The sequence below is a fragment of the Flavobacterium sp. genome (assembly GCF_047602195.1).
Lineage (GTDB): Bacteria > Bacteroidota > Bacteroidia > Flavobacteriales > Flavobacteriaceae > Flavobacterium.
The window spans coordinates 1750416-1769903 of the sequence record NZ_JASGHW010000004.1; the positions used below are offsets into that span (position 1 = coordinate 1750416).

Below are 19488 nucleotides of genomic sequence, written 5' to 3' on the forward strand. Positions count from 1 at the left end.
TAGCGTTTTATTTGTGTATTCGTGGCTACTTTTTCAAACCTATTTTTTCTGCTTTTGCCATCATAAAGGCATAGGCGGCTTCATATTCATTAGGGATTTCGCCCTCGAGAATCGCTTCCTTGATCGCTTCCTTCAAAACCCCAATCTCGCGTGAAGGCTTGAGGTCAAAAATTTCCATGATTTCCTCACCCGTGATCGGCGGCTGGAAATTGCGGATGTGGTCGCGTTCCTCGACTTCGACGATCTTGCGGCGCACGACCTTGAAATTGTCGTGGTATTTGCGGAATTTGTTCGGGTTCTTGGTCGTAATGTCGGCCTCGCAAAGCGTCATGAGGTTTTCGACATCCTCGCCCGCATCAAACACCAGCCTGCGCACCGCCGAATCGGTCACCGTGTCTTCCGAAAGTACGATCGGGCGCGAACTCATCATGACCATCTTCTGCACGAATTTCATCTTGTGGTTGAGCGGCATGTGCAAGCGTTCGAATATTTTCTTGACCATTTTTCCGCCCAGGAATTCGTGTCCGTGGAACGTCCAGCCTTGTTTTTTGTGGAAACGCTTGGTAGGTGCCTTGCCGATGTCGTGCAGCAATGCCGACCAGCGCAGCCAGACATCGTCTGTATTGGGGCAAATGTTGTCGACGACCTCGAGCGTATGGTAAAAATTGTTCTTGTGCGTATGGCCTTCGATTTCCTCGACATTGTTGAGCGCTGTCAGTTCGGGCAGGATGATCTCGAGCAAACCGGTTTTGTAAAGCAACAGGAATCCGGTCGAAGGCTTGTCGGTCGAAAGGATCTTGTTCAGTTCCTCTACGATGCGCTCGCCAGAAATAATCTTGATGCGCTCCTTGTTGCGTGTAATCGCGGCCAAGGATTCAGCCTCGATGTCAAACCGCAGTTGGGCCGAAAAACGAATCGCGCGCATCATGCGCAACGGATCGTCCGAATAGGTGATGTCAGGATTCAAAGGTGTCTTGATCGTCTTGCTTTCCAAATCGGCCAGCCCGTCGAAAGGATCGATCAAATCGCCAAAATTGTTGGGGTTGAGCGAAAGCGCCAAAGAATTGATCGTGAAATCGCGCCGGTTCTGGTCGTCTTCGAGCGTGCCGTTTTCCACTACCGGCTTCCTGCTGGTGAATTCATACGACTCCTTGCGTGCGCCCACAAATTCGACGTCGATGTCCTGGAAACGCAGCATCGCCGTGCCGTAATTCTTGAAGACCTGTACTTTGGGTTTTTTGGGAAGCAATTCAGAAACCTTTACGGCGAGCTCAATGCCGCTGCCCACGGCTACAATATCGATGTCTTTCTTGTGGTCGCGTTGCAACAGCAAATCGCGGACAAAGCCGCCAATGACGTAGCTTTCGAGTTGCAATTCGGTGGAAGCCTGCGAAACGGCTTCGAAAATTTTATGGTGTAGGGCTTCTTTGTAATTGGTTTTGGCCACGAATTCACGAATTTTTAAATAACGATGCGTTTGTATTCGAGCGAAATCTTGTTGAAATTCGCCAGAATAGCTAATTTATTATCCGAAACTTTCAGATAATTTAAGCATTGAGAAATATGATTGCTGTGAATGGATTCACAGGATTTAATCTCCAAAACTATTTTATTATACAAAATAAAATCAGCATAAAATTTATGATCCAGAACGACATCTTTGTAATGAACCGAATATTCTTTTTCTCTTTCGAAAGGAATTTTCAAAAGTTTGAATTCGTGTGCAATAGCATCTTTATAAACAATTTCGGAAAAACCTTTTCCTAGATTGTTGTGAACTTCAAACAAAGCCTTCATTACAAGAAAGCTATCCTGTGCATAAATTACGTTTTCCATAAAATTCGTGTATTCGTGGCGTATAAAAAATTATTTGCGGATGATTTTAACCTGCGAGTCGCTTGTCAGCTTGATGATGGTAGACGGCTTGCCCGAGATTTTATCGCGCTGCAAATTTACGACATAGTCCACGCCGTTGATAATTTCGGGACTGATTTCTGCAAAACTTTTTGGCGTAGGCTGTCCCGAAATATTGGCCGAGGTCGAAACCAACGGTTTTTTCATGCGTTCCATGAGTTTGAAACAAAACGGTTCCTTTACGATGCGGATGCCCAAAGTTTGGTCGGAGCCGATGACATTGGCCGCTACGTTTCTGGGATTGTCCAAAATGAGCGTCGTCGGTTTTTCGGAAAGATCGAGGATCTGCCAGGCCACTTCGGGAATGTCCTTGAAGACATTGTACATCATTTTTTCGCCGTTCATCAACACAATCATGCTCTGGGTTTCAGCACGTTGCTTGAGTTGGTAGATTTTTGAAACGGCTTCGGCATTCGTGGCGTCGCAACCAATTCCCCAAACCGTATCTGTAGGGTAAAGGATGATGCCGCCGTTTTGGATGACTTCGAATGCTTTTTGGATTTCTTCCTGCATGGTGATTTTTTGGCAAAATTACAAAGATTCGAACAAAACAGCGCATCAAATTAAAGTGGCCAAATGGGTTTTAGCCATAGATTTTTTATTTTTACACAAATTCTTTTCAGGATGGGATTTAGTTTTCTTGACAAAAAGGTGAAGCTCAAAATCGGATTTTTGATTTCTTACGATTACAAATATTTGCCCGATGCGCTTCGGGTAGTCTATCAGTATGCCGATGAAATCATTATCGCCATCGATAAGAACCGCATGAGCTGGGCCGGAAAGAAATACGATTTCGATGAGTGTTTTTTGGATCAGATCCAATCGACGGATTCCCAAAATAAAATCTCCCTTTTCCAGGAAAATTTCTACATGCCCGAGCTCACGCCCATGGAAAATGAGGTACGCGAACGCAACCTGCTTTCCGAAAAAATGGGGCCGGATTGCTGGCAACTGCAAATCGATTCGGACGAATATTTTCTCCAATTCGATGAAGTTTATGCGTTCCTGCAGAAAAATAGTTTCCTGGTCCGCCGTCCCGATGTCAATCCCGTAAGCATCCGCGCCAACTGGATCACGCTGTTCAAGCAAACCGAAAACGGCTTCCTGTACATCGACAACGAGGAAAATTTTCCGTTTGCGACCAACCTGACCGCCAAGTACTACGTCGGACGGGACATGGGAGCCAGGCACAATGACGAAGTGGTCACCGATTTTCAGGCGCTGCACCATTCCTGGGCCCGCACACCCGAAGAAATTTACCAGAAAATCACCAATTGGGGGCACAAGGACGATTTCGACGGCGAGGCGTTTTTCAAGGTTTGGAAAGGCATCGACGAGGGCAATTATACCGAGTTTGTCGATTTTCACCCGATTTACAAAGGCGCCTGGCACAAACTCAACTTTATTGCCTGCAGCGATGTCGCCGATTTCATGCAGAAATTCAATGCGATACACCCATCGCCAAAACCCACACGGCTCCAGCGCAAATACATCCGCGCGTATCGCAAAGCGACCGGCAAATTCTGGGTTCGGTAATTCCAAACAATTCCAATACCCCTGATTGATAGATAATCGGCAGATTTTTGTTACTTTTGCCTAAATTTTTTTGAGAATGGGGTTCAGTTTTCTGGCTAAAAAGGTCAAGGTAAAAATCGGTTTTTTGATTTCGTATGATTACAAGTACATCTATGATGCGCTCAGGATCGTTTACGATTATGCCGATGAAATTATCCTGGCCATCGACAAGGACCGTCTGACCTGGGCCGGAAAACCGTATGATTTCGATGAAAGTCTTTTCGAAAAAATCAAAGCGGTCGATCCCAAAAACAAGATTTCGTTTTACGAGGATGCATTTTATGTGCCCGGCATGACGCCGATGGAACTCGACACGCGTGAGCGCAATATGCTGTCCGAAAAGATGGGCGCCGATTGTTGGCAACTCCAAATCGATGCCGACGAGTATTTCCTCAATTTCGACGAAGTCTACCAATTCTTGCAGAAAAATCGCTTTTTGGTTTATCGTCCCGATCTCAATCCGGTCAACATCCGCGGCAATTGGATTACCTTGTTCAAGAAAACCGAGAACGGGTTTTTGTACATCGACAACGAGGAGCATTTTCCGTTTGCGACCAATCTCGTGGGCAAATACAACTTTGCGCGCGACATGGGCGGCAAGCACAACGACGAGGTGCTGACGAATTTCCGGGCTTTGCACCATTCGTGGGCGCGTGACCCGGAAGAAATCCACCAGAAAATCAACAACTGGTCGCACAAGGACGATTTCGACGGCGAGGCGTTTTTCAAGTTCTGGCTGTCGATCGACGAAAACAATTACCGGGACATTTACGATTTCCACCCGATTTACAAAGGCGCTTGGCTCAAGCTCAAATTCATCGCCAGCACCGACATCCACGATTTCATCCAAAAATTCAATGCAGAAACGGTTCAACCGAAACCGGCCAAACTGCAACGCAAATATTTCAAAGCCTATAAAAAAGCGACCGGAAAATTCTGGCACAGATAATCGACACCACGATGAAGATAGTATTGGATCCGCAAACGTATAACGAACAAAAATTTGGAGGCATTTCGCGCTACCACACCGAAGTGTTTCTCGAACTGCAAAAAAATCCGCAGGTACAGATCGAATGCCCGATCGTCTATTCGGACAATTGGCATTTGAAGGAAGCCGGGTTGTTCCAGAATTTGCGCAACAAGATTTTCAATCCGAATTTTTGGCCGAAATTCGTCAACAAGAAAATTTCGAAAACCTATAAAAAAGCCAACATCAAGGCATCGCTGCAAAAGCTAAAGAAGCAGGATTTCGACTTGTTTATTCCGACGTATTATTCACCTTATTTCCTAGAGGCATTGGGCAATAAACCCTATGTTTTGACGGTTTACGATATGATCCATGAAGTGTTGCCGCAATATTTCACGCGCGACAAGCACACAGTTCCCAATAAAAAAAGGCTCATGGAAAAAGCGGATAAAATCATCGCGATTTCCGAAAGCACCAAAAACGACATCGTCAAGATTTACCCGCACATCAGCGCCGATAAGATTGAAGTCGTGTATTTGTCGTACAGCATCAAGCACGACGATTCGGTCCATTTGAACCTGCCGAAGAAATACATTTTGTTCGTCGGTAACCGCAGCGATTACAAGAACTTTGCATTTTTCCTCAAATCGATTGCGCCGACCTTGCTTTCTGACAATGATTTGCATCTGGTTTGCGCGGGCGGCAATCCGTTTACGGCCAACGAGCAAAAAATGATTGCCGATCTGGGGGTGGGCAAAAAATTGATCCAACGCAATTTCGAGGACCATGAACTCGCATCGTATTATTCGGATGCCAAATGTTTCGTGTTTCCGTCGGAATACGAAGGCTTCGGGATTCCGGTTTTGGAAGCGATGGCCTGCGGATGTCCGGTCGTATTGGCCAATCACAGTTCGTTTCCCGAAGTGGCAGGCGAGGCGGGCGTTTATTTCGAACTCAACAATGAGATCGATTTGCGCAGTAAAATTAATTTGTTGCTCAATGACGAGGCTTTGCGTCAGGATTACATAGCCAAAGGATTGGTGCAAGCGCAAAAATTCAGTTGGAAGAAGACGGCGCAGGAATCGTTCGAAATCTTTAAAACCGTAGTTTCCTAAATTGACCCGAATGAAAATCATACTCGATCCGCAAACGTACAACGAACAGAAATTTGGTGGTATTTCCCGATACTATACCGAAATCTATGTGGCGTTGCGCGGTAAAAAAGATGTCGAGATCGAATGCCCGATCGTGTTTTCGGAGAATTTGCATCTGAAGGAATACGGATTGTTCCGCAATTTCAGGAATGCGATTGCGAATTCTAAACTGTTCGGACGCAAGAAACGCAAAAAGATCGCCGACAATTACAGGAAGCAAAATGTCGAAAAGACGAAAAAAGTTTTGCGTAACCAGGATTTCGATTTGTTTGTCCCGACGTATTATTCGCCGTATTTCCTCGAAAGTTTGGGAAATAAACCATTCGTTTTGACGGTGTACGACATGATTCATGAAGTACTGCCGCAGTATTTCGGTTTCGACACGACGACGGTGCCGAACAAGAAATTGCTCATGGAAAAAGCCACGCGCATCATCGCGATTTCCGAAAGTACCAAAAAAGACATCCTGCGGTTCTATCCGCACATCGACGCGAATAAAATCGATATCGTCTATCTGTCGCAAAGCATCAAGTTCGATCCGAACGTCTCGCTCGATTTGCCTCGAAACTACATTTTGTTTGTCGGCAACCGTACGATTTATAAAAATTTTACTTTCTTTATCCGCTCGGTGGCACCGTTGCTCAGGGAAAATCCCGAATTGTTTGTGGTGTGTGCCGGCGGAAACGGTTTCGAGCCCGAAGAAAAGACATTGCTCCATGAACTTGGGATTTCAAACCAGGTGAAGCAGCAAAATTTCGAGGACAATGAATTGGCGACTTATTATTCGAAGGCGAAATGTTTCGTGTTTCCGTCCGAATACGAAGGTTTTGGGATTCCGGTTTTGGAAGCCATGGCCTGCGGATGCCCGGTCGTGTTGGCCAACCACAGTTCGTTCCCCGAAGTGGCAGGCGAGGCAGGTGTTTATTTCGAACTCAACAATGCAGCCGACCTGAAGCATAAAGTCGCGGAATTACTGCAAAACGATAACTTGCGAAACGATTACGTCCAAAAAGGATTGGCGCAGGCCCAAAAATTTAGCTGGCAAAAAACAGCCGAGGAATGTTTAAAAGTGTACCAAAAAGCAATATGACCAAAACGGCTATCATATCGGGAATTACAGGGCAGGACGGGGCTTACCTCGCGCAATTGTTGCTCGGCAAAGGCTATCGCGTGATTGGTTTGACGCGCAGTTTGGCCGAAACCAATTGGGGCGGACTCGAATATTTGGGCATCAAAAACGATGTGATTATCCAGGAAATCGATTTGCTCGACATTCTGCAAATCATCCAGCTTTTTGAAGAATACAAACCGTCTCATTTCTATAATTTGGCAGCGCAAAGCTCTGTTTTTCAGTCGTTCAAACATCCGATCGCAACCTTTCAATTCAACACCTTGAGCGTGTTCAATTTATTGGAAGCCATCAAACGCGTCGATCCGAAAATCCGCTTTTACCAAGCGAGCAGCAGCGAAATGTACGGCCGTGTCAACAACCTGCCGATCACCGAAAACAGCGTGCTGCATCCGCTGAGTCCGTATGCGATTTCGAAGGCGGCGGCGCATTTCACGTGTATCCATTACCGCGAAAGTTACGGCATGCACATCAGTTGCGGCGTCTTGTTCAACCACGAATCCTATTTGCGCCAGCAGCATTTCTTTGTCAAGAAAGTGATCCAGGAAAGCATCCGCATCAGCAAAGGTGAGCAGGATATTTTGTGGGTCGGCAACATCGACATCAAGCGCGATTTCGGTTATGCGCCGCGTTATGTGGAGGCGATGTACCTGATGCTCGAACAGGAAAAGCCGACCGATTATTTGATATGTTCGGGGCATTCAATATCTTTAAGGGAAATTATCGAGTATGTTTTTGAAAAGCTCGGCATCCCGAAAAGTGCGTGCCAAATCAGCCCGGAATTGCACCGCCCGGCCGAAATCGAAGACATGTACGGCGACAACACCAAGGCGCGCTCCGAATTGCAATGGAACTACAATCTGACCATCGAACAGGTGTTGGATTTACTCATAGAAGAAGAATTAAAAAACGATAAAACAAACTGAAATACATGAAAACAGCTTTAGTAACGGGAATTACTGGACAGGATGGCGCTTATTTGGCCGAATTGTTATTGGAAAAAGGCTATATGGTGCACGGCATCAAAAGAAGAAGTTCGTTGTTCAACACGCAGCGCATCGACCATATTTATGAAGATCCGCATGTAGAACATCCGCATTTCAAATTGCATTATGGCGATTTGAGCGACTCGACGAACCTGATCCGCATCATCCAGGAAACCCAGCCCGATGAAATCTACAACCTCGGTGCGATGAGCCACGTCAAAGTGAGTTTTGATGTACCGGAATATACCGCCAACGCCGACGGAATCGGGACGTTGCGTATTCTCGACGCCGTAAGACTTCTCGGCTTGACCAAGAAAACCAAAATCTACCAGGCATCGACTTCCGAATTGTACGGTTTGGTACAGGAAGTACCGCAGAAAGAAACGACGCCGTTTTACCCGCGTTCGCCTTATGCAGTGGCCAAAATGTACGCTTATTGGATTACCGTGAACTACCGCGAAGCTTACGATATGTTTGCCTGCAACGGGATTTTGTTCAACCACGAAAGTCCGCGTCGTGGCGAAACGTTTGTGACGCGTAAGATTACACGTGGCGTGGCACAGATGGCGCTCGGTATGGCCGACACCTTGTACATGGGGAACATCGATTCGCAACGCGACTGGGGGCACGCTAAAGATTACGTCGAAGCGATGTGGCGCATTTTGCAGCAAGACACGCCGGAAGATTTCGTAATCGCAACTGGCGTAACGACTACGGTTCGTGATTTCATTAGAATGGCGTTCCGCGAAGTAGGTGTGGAACTCGATTTCAAAGGCGAAGGCGTCGATGAAAAGGCGACTGTCGTTTCGAGTTCAAACCCAGAATACAAATTTAAAATCGGGCAGGTGGTTGTTCAAATCGACCCAGCGTATTTCCGTCCGACCGAAGTGGATTTGCTCATCGGGGATCCAACCAAAGCCAAAACCAAACTGGGCTGGGAGCCGAAATACACGCTCGATATGCTCGTCAAGGAAATGATGGCAGCCGATGTGGACATCTTCAAAAAAGAACTCCACCTCAAAAATTACAAATAAAAGAATGGAACTGAATTCAAAAATATTTGTCGCAGGACACCGCGGAATGGTGGGCAGTGCGATTGTCCGGGACCTTGAAAACCGAGGTTTTACGAACATCGTGACGCGCACTTCTTCCGAACTGAATCTCATTGACCAACGCGCCGTTTCGGAATTTTTCGCCTCCGAGAAACCCGAATATGTGTTTCTTGCCGCGGCAAAAGTCGGCGGTATTGTGGCCAATAATACCTATCGCGCCGATTTTCTTTACGAAAACATCATGATCCAAAGCAACGTGATCCATGAAAGTTACAAGAATGGCGTCAAGAAATTGCTCTTTTTGGGCTCGACCTGTATCTATCCGAAACTCGCGCCACAGCCTTTGCGCGAAGATTACCTGTTGACCGGTGTACTAGAGGAAACGAACGAACCGTATGCAATTGCGAAGATTTCGGGCATCAAGATGTGCGACGCGTACCGCGACCAATACGGCTGCAATTTCATTTCGGTGATGCCGACCAATTTGTACGGACTCAACGACAACTACGATCTGCAGAATTCGCACGTGTTGCCGGCGCTCTTGCGCAAATTCCACGAAGCGAAAGTCAATGGTGACCATGAAGTCAATGTTTGGGGCAGCGGAACGCCATTGCGCGAATTTTTGCATGCTTCGGATATGGCCAATGCGTGTGTGTATTTGATGCTCAACTACAACGACAAAGGTTTTGTCAACATCGGCACCGGTAAGGAAATATCGATCAAGGATTTGGCCTATCTGATCAAGGACATCATCGGATTTGAAGGCGAGATTGTATTCGACACGACCAAACCCGACGGTACGCCGCGCAAACTCACCGATACGACCAAACTCAACGGCCTCGGCTGGAAGCACTCGATAGAACTCGCCGAAGGCATCGCCAAAGTGTACGAAGAAAAATTCATCAACGTATAAATTTCGTGGGCAAGAAGATTTCCATCATTACGGTCAACTACAACGACGCCAAAGGCTTGACGCAAACCATCGAGAGTTTGCTGCGCCAAACGTGGCAGGATTTTGAGTACATCGTCATCGACGGCGGCAGCAAAGACGGCAGCAAGGAAGTCATCGGGCAATTCGCCGACAAAATCACGCATTGGGTCAGCGAACCCGACAAAGGGATTTACAACGCGATGAACAAAGGCATCAAGGCCGCGACGGGCGAGTACCTGTTTTTCCTCAATGCGGGCGATTATCTCTACGAAGACACGACGCTGGAGAAAGTCCAAAGCCAGATCGACGGCACGAAAGATTATTACTACGGCAACGTCATTTTCAAGGAACCGCAAAAGGAAACGGTCATTACGTATCCAGATAAATTGTCGTTCCATTTCTTCACTTACAATTGCGTGTGCCACCAGACGAGTTTCCTCAGAAGAAGTTTGTTCAACGAGCATTTCTATTACAACGAAGATTTGAAGATCGTCTCGGACTGGGAATTCCTGGTTTATACGATCTGCCAAAAGAACATTTCCTACCAGCATTTGGACGTGATCGTGTCGTATTATGATTTTACTGGCATTTCATCGCGTCCCGAATCGGAAGCGCAGAAACTGGCCGAACGCACCATCGTCATGGAGAAATATTTCCCGATGTTTATCGACGATTACGCGATCATGGACGAGCTCAACTCGAAACGCGTGCGCAATATTTTGTACATCAAGAAACACAAATTCGCGTGGAAACTGCTCAAAGGTTTTTCGAATTTCCTAATGTTGTTTTTACCCAAGATGAAAAAATAATGAGCCAGAAAATCCTGTTGTTCTTCCCCGAAAACCCGCTCAAAAAGGACAGCGGCAACAAGACGCGTGTCATTGAATTGCTAAAGTATTTCAAGCACAAAGGCTTTGAGGTCGATTTCGTCGGGCCGCAATACAAGGATTTTCAGCAACAAGATTTGACCGATTTAGAGCAAACCGGTTGGGTCAATAAAGCGATGTTGATCCACCGCAAACCCAAGAGAACGAATCCGATTTCGTATTTGTTTTCGTCCAAAATTCCGTCGCTGTTTTACCAAAGCAGCCGCGTGATGAATTTTGTGACGTTCAATTTCAGAAAGGAATTCGACGAGATTTTAAGACAGAAAACCTACGATTTTATCATTATTTCCTATGTTGGCTGGGCAGAATTGATCAAAGACAATCCGCTCGTCGGCCAAGCCAAAACCATCATCGACACACACGATTTTGCCACCGTCCAATTCAAGAATGAAAAGGGTTACGAAGTCGGTAAATTTTTCGGAACTGAAATCGAACGACTTGATTTATTCGATGAAACCTGGGCGATTTCACCCGATGAAGCCTTTGTTTTTGGACAATTTTCCAAATCCAAAGTGCGCACGATTCCGTTTGTGATGCCCAATCATTTCGACCAACTTTCAGCCAGTCCGAAATGGGATTTGATTTATGTCGCCAGTAACAATGTGCACAATGCCCAATCGGCCCAATGGTTTTTTGACCATGTTTATCCGTTGCTGTCCAAAGATTTGAAAATTGCCGTGATTGGCAAAATCTCGCAAGCCATTGGCGATTATCCGAATGTGGCCAAACACGAATTCGTCGAAGATTTGAATGTCTTTTACGCCGATGCCAAAATTGCAATCTGTCCGATGCTTTCGGGGTCGGGCGTGAAGATCAAAGTGGTCGAAGCCCTCTCTTTCGGCATTCCGGTAGTTTGTAACACACGCGGCGTGGACGGACTTTCTGCCAAAACCGACAATGGTTGTCTGGTGACCGATGAGGCCAAAACATTTGCCGATTGGATCAACCAACTGAATACCAATCCCGGGTTTTGGCAACAGCATTCCCAAAAAGCCCGGGCGTTTTTCGGCTCTAATTTCGACCTGGCTGAAAATTACCGCAAACTCGACGCTGCTTTCGAAGGTTAAAACCTCGATCAAATACAAACTCCTGTAGTATTTTTTCTTATTTTTGCGCGCTGCAAACCGCACAAAATAAGTTCAGTCGCTTCAAAAAATAGATAGATTATATGCTTTTTAATTCTGTAGATTTCCTCATTTTCCTGCCAATCGTGTTCTTTTTGTATTGGTTTGCGGCCAAAGGGAACTTAAAACTCCAAAACATCCTGTTGCTCGTGGCGAGTTATTTCTTCTACGCTTGCTGGGATTGGCGTTTCCTTTTCCTGTTGATTTTCTCGACCGTACTCGATTATTCTACTGGAATCAAGATGTTTGAGGCGAAAACCAAAGGCATGAAGAAATTCTGGTTCTGGCTCAGTGTGGGCGTCAACCTCGGGTTTTTGGGTGTGTTCAAATACTACAATTTCTTTGTCGAATCGATGTCGGATGCCTTGCACGGCATGGGCTTCGAGGCGCATTTCTGGACGTTGCAGATCATCCTTCCGGTCGGGATTTCGTTTTACACGTTCCACGGCTTGTCGTATGTGATCGATATTTACAAGGACAAGATCAAGCCCGAACGCAATTTCATCGACTATTCGGTGTTTGTGAGTTTCTTTCCGCTGCTCGTGGCCGGTCCGATCGAAAGGGCGACGCACCTCTTGCCGCAGATCCAGACCAAAAGACAGTTCAATTACACCCAGGCCATCGATGGTTTGCGCCAGATTTTGTGGGGATTGTTCAAGAAAATCGTCATTGCCGACAACTGCGCCGAATATGCGAACATGGTGTTCAGCAATTCGGGTGATTTTTCGGGCAGCACGCATTTGCTCGGGGTCATTTATTTTACGTTCCAGATTTACGGCGACTTTTCGGGTTATTCGGATATCGCTTTGGGAACCGCCAGGTTGTTCGGGGTCGAGTTGCTGCGCAATTTTGCCTATCCGTTTTTCTCGCGCGACACCGCCGAATATTGGAGAAGATGGCACATTTCGCTCTCGAGCTGGTTCCGCGATTACCTCTACATTCCGTTGGGCGGCAGCAAGGGTGGCACTTGGATGAAAGTCCGCAATACGTTCATCATTTTCGTCGTGAGCGGATTTTGGCACGGCGCGGCCTGGACTTACGTGATTTGGGGATTCCTCAACGCGTTGTACATCATGCCTTCGATTATTTTCAACACGAACCGCAATAACCTCGAAACCGTGGCACAGGGCCGCATGTTCCCAACGTTGAAGGAACTCTACCACATCCTCGCTACGTTCAGTTTGACCGTTTTTGCCTTTATCATTTTCCGCGCGACCGACATGCACCATGCATTCACCTACATGGCAGAATTGTTTTCGCCGTCGCTGTTCACCAAACCGCAAGGCATCCAGAATTACCTCGTGTGGTTGCTCGTGATTTTCTTTGCCATCGAGTGGATCGGACGCGAACACAAATACGCACTGGAACGTTTCGGAATGAATTGGCCGAAACCGCTGCGTTTGTCGTTCTATCTCGCGATTGTGTTTGCCATTTTCTGGTTCAAGCCTGTCAATGACGTACAGTTTATTTATTTCCAGTTTTAAAAGATAACCTCCATGAAGCTTTTCCTGAGAAAGACCTTTTTATTTTTGAGCATCCCGATGGCGGTTTTCATCCTCGGATTGTTTCTGCCGGCCACACCAAAGGCAAGGCAATCGTTGCTCATGTCGAAGTTTACCAAAGATTCATTGCTCGACAATGTAGCCAAGCCGCGCATCATTTTTATTGCTGGGTCGAGCATGAGCCTCGGACTCAACAGCCAGATTTTTGTCGACTCGTTGCACATGAACCCGATCAATACGGGAATCCACGGTGGACTCGGCGCTTTTTACATGATGGATGACGCCGCCGACCGCATCAAGGCTGGCGATATTGTGGTCATGGCACCCGAGTACCATCAGTTTTACGGCAATTTCGCCTATGGAGGCGAGGAGCTTTTGCGCGCGGCTTTCGATACGTCTTCGCCGCGTTTGCTGCTCAATCTGCGTTGGGAACAGTTCAAGAAAATGTATGGTTTCGTTCCCAAATATTCGATTTCTAAATTCCTGCCGAACCAGTATTTCGCGTTGACCAAAAACGATTTCTATTCGAAGGATGCCTTCAACAAATATGGCGATGCGGTGTTGCATTACGGCAAGACGTTCGAGCATGAAATCCCGATTTTTAAGAACATTGACGGCGGCGAGTTCAACAAGGAATTGATTGCCGCGATTTCCGAATTCAACAAGATCGTCAAGGCCAAAGGTGCGACTTTTTATCTGTCGTATCCGCCATTCCAGCGTGCTTCCTATGACAATTGTCTCAAGCAGATCAAGGAAGTCGATAAGGCATTGCACACCATCCCAAATTTGACGATTCTCGGCACGCCCGAAAGATACGCGATGGACCAGAACCTCATTTTCGATACGCCCTACCATTTGAACAAAGTAGGGGTCGATTTGCGTTCGACGCGTCTGTATGAAGATGTAAAAAAACAAATGCAAAAGGACGGACTTTTAAAAACACAAGCCCAATAAAGATTACCTATGCTGTTTAACTCCTTGGATTTTGCCCTTTTCCTGCCGGTCGTTTTCGTGCTGTACTGGTTTGTGATGAACAAAAATCTAAAGCTGCAGAACTTTTTGCTGCTCGTTTCGAGTTATTATTTCTATGCGTGCTGGGATTGGCGTTTCCTGTTCCTGCTCGTTTTTTCGACCGTTCTCGACTATGTCACCGGATTGAAAATGCACGATGCCAAATCGGCCGGGATGAAGAAATTCTGGTTTTGGCTCAGTGTCGGGATCAACCTCGGTTTTCTGGGCGTTTTCAAATACTACAACTTTTTTGCGCAATCGTTGGCCGATTCGTTGTCCGCAATCGGGATTCATGCCGATTTCTGGACGTTGCAGGTGATTCTGCCCGTCGGGATTTCATTTTATACGTTTCACGGATTGTCTTATGTGATCGATATTTACAAGGAACGCATCAAGCCCGAACGCAACTTTGTCGACTATTCGGTGTTTGTGAGTTTCTTCCCGCTGCTCGTGGCCGGCCCGATTGAACGGGCGACGCACCTTTTGCCGCAAATCCAACAAAAGCGCATATTCAACAAAGAAAATGCGGTCGATGGCCTGCGCCAGATTTTATGGGGGTTGTTCAAGAAGGTGGTCATCGCCGACAACTGCGCCGAATATGCCAATATGGTGTTCAACCAGTCTGCCGATTATTCGGGAAGCACGCACATTGTGGGCGCGATTTTCTTTGCGTTCCAGATCTACGGCGATTTCTCGGGCTATTCGGATATAGCGCTTGGAACCGCGCGTTTGTTCGGGATCGATTTGCTCAGGAACTTTTCCTATCCGTATTTTTCACGCGACATCGCCGAGTTTTGGCGCCGTTGGCACATTTCACTCTCGACTTGGTTCCGCGATTATTTGTACATTCCGCTTGGCGGCAGCAAGGGCGGCAATTGGATGCGCGTGCGCAATACGTTCATCATTTTTCTGGTCAGCGGATTTTGGCATGGGGCCAATTGGACGTTCATCGTTTGGGGTTTCCTCAACGCGCTGTTCATCATGCCGTCGATCATTTTCCGTACGAACCGGAACAATTTGGAAACCGTAGCGCAAGGTCGTTTGTTTCCGACCCTCAAAGAATTCACGAGCATCATCATCACGTTTGCGCTGTCGACTTTCGCATGGATTTTCTTCCGCGCCGAAAGCATGACCGCGGCCTTTCATTTCATCGGCGAAATCTTTTCGACTTCGGTGTTTTCCAAACCGCAAAACATCCGCAACGAGATCGTTTGGCTCATGGTCGGGTTTATGGTTGTCGAATGGCTCGGACGCGAACAGAAATACGCCTTGGCCAAACTCGGACTCAATTGGCCCAAACCCCTGCGCTGGATTTTTTATTATGCCATCATTTTCCTGATCTTTAAATTTACGGGCGCCAACCAACAATTCATTTATTTCCAGTTTTAATCATGAAAGATTTTCTCAAACAGCTTTCCTTGTTCTTACTGATACCGATTGTTTTGGTGGTGGTTTTGTTGTATCTGCCGGTGACGCCGAGGGCCAAGAATTCGATGTTGTTTCGAACAATTGGCCAAAGATTCGTTGCTCGAAAATGTGCCATCGCCAAGATTGGTTATGATTGGCGGTTCGAACTTGAGCATGAGTCTCGATTCACAGAAAATCAAGGATTCGTTGCACCTGAATCCCATCAATATGGGCCTGCATGCCGGAATGGGGTTGATTTTCCACCTCGACCACGCCTTGCCGCACATCCAAAAAGGCGATGTCGTATTGGTCGTTCCTGAATATGCGCAGTTTGAAGGCAATTTTGCCTATGGCGACAAAGAACTGTTGTTGGCCGTTTGCGATTTGCGCGTCGCGGGATTGGCGGATTTGAATTGGCGTCAAATAAAAAACATTACGGGATTCGTTCCTAAATATGCTTTTACTAAATTTAACCGTTCGGAATACAAAAAGCCGAAAGGCAAAGTGTTGAATCTAAAGGAAACATTTAACCAATACGGCGATTGGGTGACGCGTTTCGATTCGGTGCACAATACCGTGACTTATGGAAAATCATTGCCCGAGGTCAACGAAAATGTCATGGCGCATTTAAAGGATTTCGAACAACAGTTGAAGGCCAGAGGTGCCAAGCTGCTCGTTTCATTTCCGGCTTTGCAGGATGCGTCGTATGACAACGCAGAAGAATTGATTACCGCCGTCAGTAAAAGTTATTATGAAAATGAGTTTCGGGTCATCGGGAATGCAGCGCAATACAGATTTTCAAATGATTTGATGTACGACACGCCGTACCATCTCAACCATAAAGGTGTCCAAATCCGTACGCAAATGCTGATTCGGGATTTGTTGCACGCAGATTTGAAGCCTTAAAATAAAACATTGTGAGCAAGAAAATATCGATTATCACCATCAACTACAACGACAAGGAAGGTTTGGAGAAAACCATCCAAAGCGTCATTGCCCAGTCGTTTAAGGATTTTGAATTCCTGGTCATCGACGGCAACAGCACCGATGGCGGAAAGGAAGTCATGGTGCAATACGCCGACCGAATCGACTTTGCGTTGAGCGAACCCGATACGGGCGTTTACAACGCGATGAACAAAGGAATCCGTGCGGCAACGGGCGAGTTCGTGATTTTCATGAACAGCGGCGATGTATTTTACAACAACGATGTACTCAAAGAGGCAACGGCTTTGATGACGGGCGATTACGGGATTTTCTATGGCGACATCATCGTCAAGAAACCGCATTCGGAAAGAAGAAAGAATTACCCGGACCAATTGTCTTTTGGGTATTTTTACACCAATGCCTTGTGTCATCAGGCGACGTTTATCAAGCGCCAGTTGTTCCATGACCATTTCTTCTACAACGAGGACTACAAGATTTACTCGGATGGCGAATTTTTCATTTACACCATCTGTAAAATCGGCGTGCCTTACAAACACATCGATCTGGTGATTGCGATTTATGATTTCACGGGGATTTCATCGACCCCGAAATACGAAAAGTTGCACGAGGAAGAACGCATGAAATCGATCCACAAGTTCTTTCCGCAATTCGCCGAGGATTACAAAGTGCTCAGCAAACTCAACTCGAAACGCGTGCGTCAGGTTTTTCACATCGAAAAATTTCCTTTCGCTTGGAAAATGACCAAAGGTTTTCTCAACTTTGTGATGTTGTTTCTGCCCAAATTAAAAAGATAGATTATGAAAAAAATACAGGTCGGTTTTTTACTGTCTTACGATTACATCAAGCTCAAGAACTCGATTCCGCCGGTTTACAAGGAAGCCGATGAGATTTTCATCGCCGTTGATAAAGACTTGCGTACCTGGTCGGGTGCGACATTTGAGGTCGATCCTGCGTTTTACGATTGGCTCAAGCAAATCGATGTGGACAACAAGATCACCATTTACAAGGACGATTTCTATGTGCCCACGATGTCGGCCATTGAAAACGACAACCGCGAACGCCACATGCTGTCGCTCAAGATGGGCATCGGCAATTGGCTGATCCAAGTGGATAGTGACGAATATTTTCTCGATTTCAAAAACTTTGTCAAGGATTTGCGAAAGTACGACCACCTGCTTGACAATCCTGAAAAAAATAAAGTACAGTTTGCCTGTTTCCTGATCAACATGTTCAAATACACCGATGGCGGCATGTTGTACGTCAAAGTACCTACGCGCGGCATCATGGCAACGACCTATCCGAATTACCGTGTGGCACGCAATACACGCCAACGCATCATCTACACCAACAATGTATTGTGGCACGAATCCTTGGCGCGTACCGAACAGGAAATCGATTTCAAACTCAGAAACTGGGGCCACAACAACGAAGTCGATGTCGATGCGTTCATGGAAAAATGGCGCACGGTCAACAAAAGCAATTACCAGTCGATGCGCGGATTTTTCTACATCCAGCCCGAAAAGTGGAACGAGCTCGACTTTGTAGAAGGCAATACCATTGACGAAATCACGAAGAATTTTGACGGGTCGAAGTTACTGCCGTCGTCGTTTTACATCTGGAAGAAGAACTTTGGGCAATGGTTTAAGTTTCTTTTTAAGTAGATTATCGGATTATCAGATTGTCAGATTTTTAGAAAGTCAGATTATTCTTCGTAGTTCATCTGGTAATCCGAAAATCTGATAATCTGAAAATCTATTTCAAAATTTCCCGATAAACATCCAAATAATGAGCAGCCGCAGTTTTCCAATCGAAACTCGCGGCTCTTTTTTTCATATGCGCTTCCATTTCGGATTGGTTCGCGTGGAAATGCTGGAGTCCTTTTTCCAATTCCGTTTTCATGTATTCGGGCTCGAATTGATTCCAATAGTAGGCGTGCTCACCACCAATTTCAGGCAACGAAGTCTTGTTGGATAAAAAAACCGGTTTGCCGAACGCCATCGCCTCGATCGGAGGCAATCCGAAACCTTCGCGGATGGACGGAAACACGAAAGCGGTACAATTGGCCATATAAAACTGTTTGGCCGTATCATCGACTTTTCCGGTCAAGAACACCTGGTCTTGCAGGTTGTGCTGCGCGATAAAATCACGGATTTTGATGCCATAGGGTTTGTCGTTGCTGCCCGAGAGGATCAAATTGTAATCGGGGAGCAGCGGCATCATCTGGACGAGCGACAGGAAATTCTTGCGCTCGAGGAAATCCCCGATCGCGTAGAGGAAAGGCTTGTCGGTCGGGACCGGCGCCTTGAAAGCGGAAATGTCGCGCAAGGTTGAAATCGGGTTGCCGTTGTGGATCACATATTCTGGAACGTTCGGTACGTTAAAGTATTGGTGCGTCTGCTTTTTGGCAAACTCCGAAATGTACGTAATGGCATGGGCACGCTGCAATTTCTCGAGGAACAATTTATTGGTCTTGTGGTTCATGTCAGATGAAACCTCCTCGACGAAATTGACATCGTGCACGGTCAGTACATATTTCGAAACCTTGGCCGGTTCGACTTTCGTATTCTGGTTGACCGAATGCCAAAGATCATATTTGCCGCGGTTGCGGAACAATTTATGGCGCGACAGGCTGTTGTATTGGTGGTATTGGAATTTGTTGCCGAATTCTGCCTGCAGCGTGGCCGGATCTTGCAGGTTCAGGATCAATTCGAGGTCGGGAAAATCGAGCTGCGAGAACCCTTTGATGAGTTCATAGTTGAACGTCCCGAGTCCGCCCGCGCGGTTTTTGAGGTTGTGCGTTTCAAGAAACACTTTTTTGGCCATAAATTGCGGTATCTGCTGTCAAATTGGAGTAAAAATAGGGCTTAAATTGGAAAAATAAAAAGCAATACCTACTTTTGTCAC

19 protein-coding genes are annotated in these 19488 nt (G+C 46.4%); 15 read left to right on the top strand and 4 right to left on the bottom strand.

Annotated features, from left to right (window positions below):
* Nucleotides 1-25: 25 nt before the first annotated feature.
* From QM717_RS13940 to QM717_RS13950, 3 genes are read right to left on the bottom strand one after another with little or no spacing between them, the layout of a single operon-like run.
* On the bottom strand, nt 26-1447 hold the full coding sequence (locus tag QM717_RS13940) for a CCA tRNA nucleotidyltransferase (protein ID WP_415038270.1): 1422 nt from the start codon (nt 1445-1447) through the stop codon (nt 26-28).
* A gap of 14 nt (nt 1448-1461) precedes the next feature.
* Complete coding sequence (locus QM717_RS13945; protein ID WP_415038271.1) at nt 1462-1836, bottom strand: GxxExxY protein; 375 nt, start codon at nt 1834-1836, stop codon at nt 1462-1464.
* Nucleotides 1837-1866: 30 nt separating this feature from the next.
* Complete coding sequence (locus tag QM717_RS13950) at nt 1867-2427, bottom strand: L-threonylcarbamoyladenylate synthase (RefSeq protein ID WP_415038273.1); 561 nt, start codon at nt 2425-2427, stop codon at nt 1867-1869.
* A 111-nt stretch (nt 2428-2538) separates the two neighbouring features.
* Here QM717_RS13950 and QM717_RS13955 point away from each other — a divergent pair, with 111 nt between their 5' ends.
* From QM717_RS13955 to QM717_RS14025, 15 genes are all read left to right on the top strand, one after another.
* Nucleotides 2539-3450 (top strand): hypothetical protein, encoded by a 912-nt coding sequence (locus QM717_RS13955; RefSeq protein ID WP_415038275.1) that lies wholly within the window; start codon nt 2539-2541, stop codon nt 3448-3450.
* 76 nt (nt 3451-3526) lie between these two features.
* Nucleotides 3527-4438: a hypothetical protein gene (locus QM717_RS13960; RefSeq protein WP_415038277.1), complete on the top strand. Its 912-nt coding sequence runs from the start codon at nt 3527-3529 to the stop codon at nt 4436-4438.
* An 11-nt stretch (nt 4439-4449) separates the two neighbouring features.
* The gene (locus QM717_RS13965) at nt 4450-5571 is read left to right on the top strand and encodes a glycosyltransferase family 4 protein (RefSeq protein ID WP_415038278.1); all 1122 of its coding nucleotides are present in this window, start codon (nt 4450-4452) and stop codon (nt 5569-5571) included.
* A 10-nt stretch (nt 5572-5581) separates the two neighbouring features.
* Nucleotides 5582-6700: a glycosyltransferase family 4 protein gene (locus tag QM717_RS13970; RefSeq protein ID WP_415038280.1), complete on the top strand. Its 1119-nt coding sequence runs from the start codon at nt 5582-5584 to the stop codon at nt 6698-6700.
* Nucleotides 6697-7665: a GDP-mannose 4,6-dehydratase gene (locus QM717_RS13975; RefSeq protein WP_415038282.1), complete on the top strand. Its 969-nt coding sequence runs from the start codon at nt 6697-6699 to the stop codon at nt 7663-7665. Before QM717_RS13970 ends, QM717_RS13975 begins: the two co-directional genes overlap by 4 nt.
* 5 nt (nt 7666-7670) lie before the next feature.
* Nucleotides 7671-8759, top strand: coding sequence for a GDP-mannose 4,6-dehydratase (gene gmd, locus QM717_RS13980; RefSeq protein ID WP_415038284.1), 1089 nt, complete (start codon nt 7671-7673; stop codon nt 8757-8759).
* A gap of 4 nt (nt 8760-8763) precedes the next feature.
* Nucleotides 8764-9690 (top strand): GDP-L-fucose synthase family protein, encoded by a 927-nt coding sequence (locus QM717_RS13985; RefSeq protein ID WP_415038286.1) that lies wholly within the window; start codon nt 8764-8766, stop codon nt 9688-9690.
* 5 nt (nt 9691-9695) lie between these two features.
* A complete protein-coding gene (locus QM717_RS13990) occupies nt 9696-10517 on the top strand; it encodes a glycosyltransferase family 2 protein (RefSeq protein ID WP_415038288.1) in 822 nt (273 codons plus the stop codon).
* Nucleotides 10517-11662 carry a glycosyltransferase gene (locus tag QM717_RS13995; protein WP_415038289.1) on the top strand — a complete coding sequence of 382 codons (1146 nt, stop codon included), beginning with the start codon at nt 10517-10519 and terminating at the stop codon, nt 11660-11662. The genes QM717_RS13990 and QM717_RS13995 overlap by 1 nt, the downstream gene beginning before the upstream one ends.
* A 101-nt stretch (nt 11663-11763) precedes the next feature.
* Complete coding sequence (locus tag QM717_RS14000) at nt 11764-13203, top strand: MBOAT family O-acyltransferase (RefSeq protein ID WP_415038291.1); 1440 nt, start codon at nt 11764-11766, stop codon at nt 13201-13203.
* A 12-nt stretch (nt 13204-13215) separates the two neighbouring features.
* Nucleotides 13216-14175, top strand: a complete 960-nt coding sequence (locus QM717_RS14005) for a hypothetical protein (protein ID WP_415038293.1) — start codon at nt 13216-13218, stop codon at nt 14173-14175.
* Between the two features lie 9 nt (nt 14176-14184).
* The gene (locus tag QM717_RS14010; protein ID WP_415038295.1) at nt 14185-15621 is read left to right on the top strand and encodes an MBOAT family O-acyltransferase; all 1437 of its coding nucleotides are present in this window, start codon (nt 14185-14187) and stop codon (nt 15619-15621) included.
* A gap of 120 nt (nt 15622-15741) precedes the next feature.
* Nucleotides 15742-16545, top strand: coding sequence for a hypothetical protein (locus QM717_RS14015; RefSeq protein WP_415038297.1), 804 nt, complete (start codon nt 15742-15744; stop codon nt 16543-16545).
* 11 nt (nt 16546-16556) lie between these two features.
* Entirely contained in the window at nt 16557-17378 is an 822-nt protein-coding gene (locus QM717_RS14020; protein ID WP_415038299.1) for a glycosyltransferase family 2 protein, read from the top strand.
* A gap of 3 nt (nt 17379-17381) precedes the next feature.
* On the top strand, nt 17382-18245 hold the full coding sequence (locus QM717_RS14025; protein WP_415038301.1) for a hypothetical protein: 864 nt from the start codon (nt 17382-17384) through the stop codon (nt 18243-18245).
* Nucleotides 18246-18336: 91 nt separating this feature from the next.
* On the opposite strand, the gene QM717_RS14030 is transcribed toward QM717_RS14025, so the two are convergent.
* Complete coding sequence (locus QM717_RS14030; protein WP_415038303.1) at nt 18337-19407, bottom strand: glycosyltransferase family 4 protein; 1071 nt, start codon at nt 19405-19407, stop codon at nt 18337-18339.
* Between the last annotated feature and the right edge of the window lie 81 nt (nt 19408-19488).

Excerpts from the sequence above, each read along its gene's own strand:
- QM717_RS13945 (WP_415038271.1), bottom strand. The coding sequence starts at position 1,836 with ATGGAAAACGTAATTTATGCACAGGATAGCTTTCTTGTAATGAAGGCT.
- QM717_RS13950 (WP_415038273.1), bottom strand. The coding sequence starts at position 2,427 with ATGCAGGAAGAAATCCAAAAAGCATTCGAAGTCATCCAAAACGGCGGC.
- QM717_RS13955 (WP_415038275.1), top strand. The coding sequence starts at position 2,539 with ATGGGATTTAGTTTTCTTGACAAAAAGGTGAAGCTCAAAATCGGATTT.
- QM717_RS13960 (WP_415038277.1), top strand. The coding sequence starts at position 3,527 with ATGGGGTTCAGTTTTCTGGCTAAAAAGGTCAAGGTAAAAATCGGTTTT.
- QM717_RS13965 (WP_415038278.1), top strand. The coding sequence starts at position 4,450 with ATGAAGATAGTATTGGATCCGCAAACGTATAACGAACAAAAATTTGGA.
- QM717_RS13970 (WP_415038280.1), top strand. The coding sequence starts at position 5,582 with ATGAAAATCATACTCGATCCGCAAACGTACAACGAACAGAAATTTGGT.
- QM717_RS13975 (WP_415038282.1), top strand. The coding sequence starts at position 6,697 with ATGACCAAAACGGCTATCATATCGGGAATTACAGGGCAGGACGGGGCT.
- gmd (WP_415038284.1), top strand. The coding sequence starts at position 7,671 with ATGAAAACAGCTTTAGTAACGGGAATTACTGGACAGGATGGCGCTTAT.
- QM717_RS13985 (WP_415038286.1), top strand. The coding sequence starts at position 8,764 with ATGGAACTGAATTCAAAAATATTTGTCGCAGGACACCGCGGAATGGTG.
- QM717_RS13995 (WP_415038289.1), top strand. The coding sequence starts at position 10,517 with ATGAGCCAGAAAATCCTGTTGTTCTTCCCCGAAAACCCGCTCAAAAAG.
- QM717_RS14000 (WP_415038291.1), top strand. The coding sequence starts at position 11,764 with ATGCTTTTTAATTCTGTAGATTTCCTCATTTTCCTGCCAATCGTGTTC.
- QM717_RS14005 (WP_415038293.1), top strand. The coding sequence starts at position 13,216 with ATGAAGCTTTTCCTGAGAAAGACCTTTTTATTTTTGAGCATCCCGATG.
- QM717_RS14010 (WP_415038295.1), top strand. The coding sequence starts at position 14,185 with ATGCTGTTTAACTCCTTGGATTTTGCCCTTTTCCTGCCGGTCGTTTTC.
- QM717_RS14025 (WP_415038301.1), top strand. The coding sequence starts at position 17,382 with ATGAAAAAAATACAGGTCGGTTTTTTACTGTCTTACGATTACATCAAG.
- QM717_RS14030 (WP_415038303.1), bottom strand. The coding sequence starts at position 19,407 with ATGGCCAAAAAAGTGTTTCTTGAAACGCACAACCTCAAAAACCGCGCG.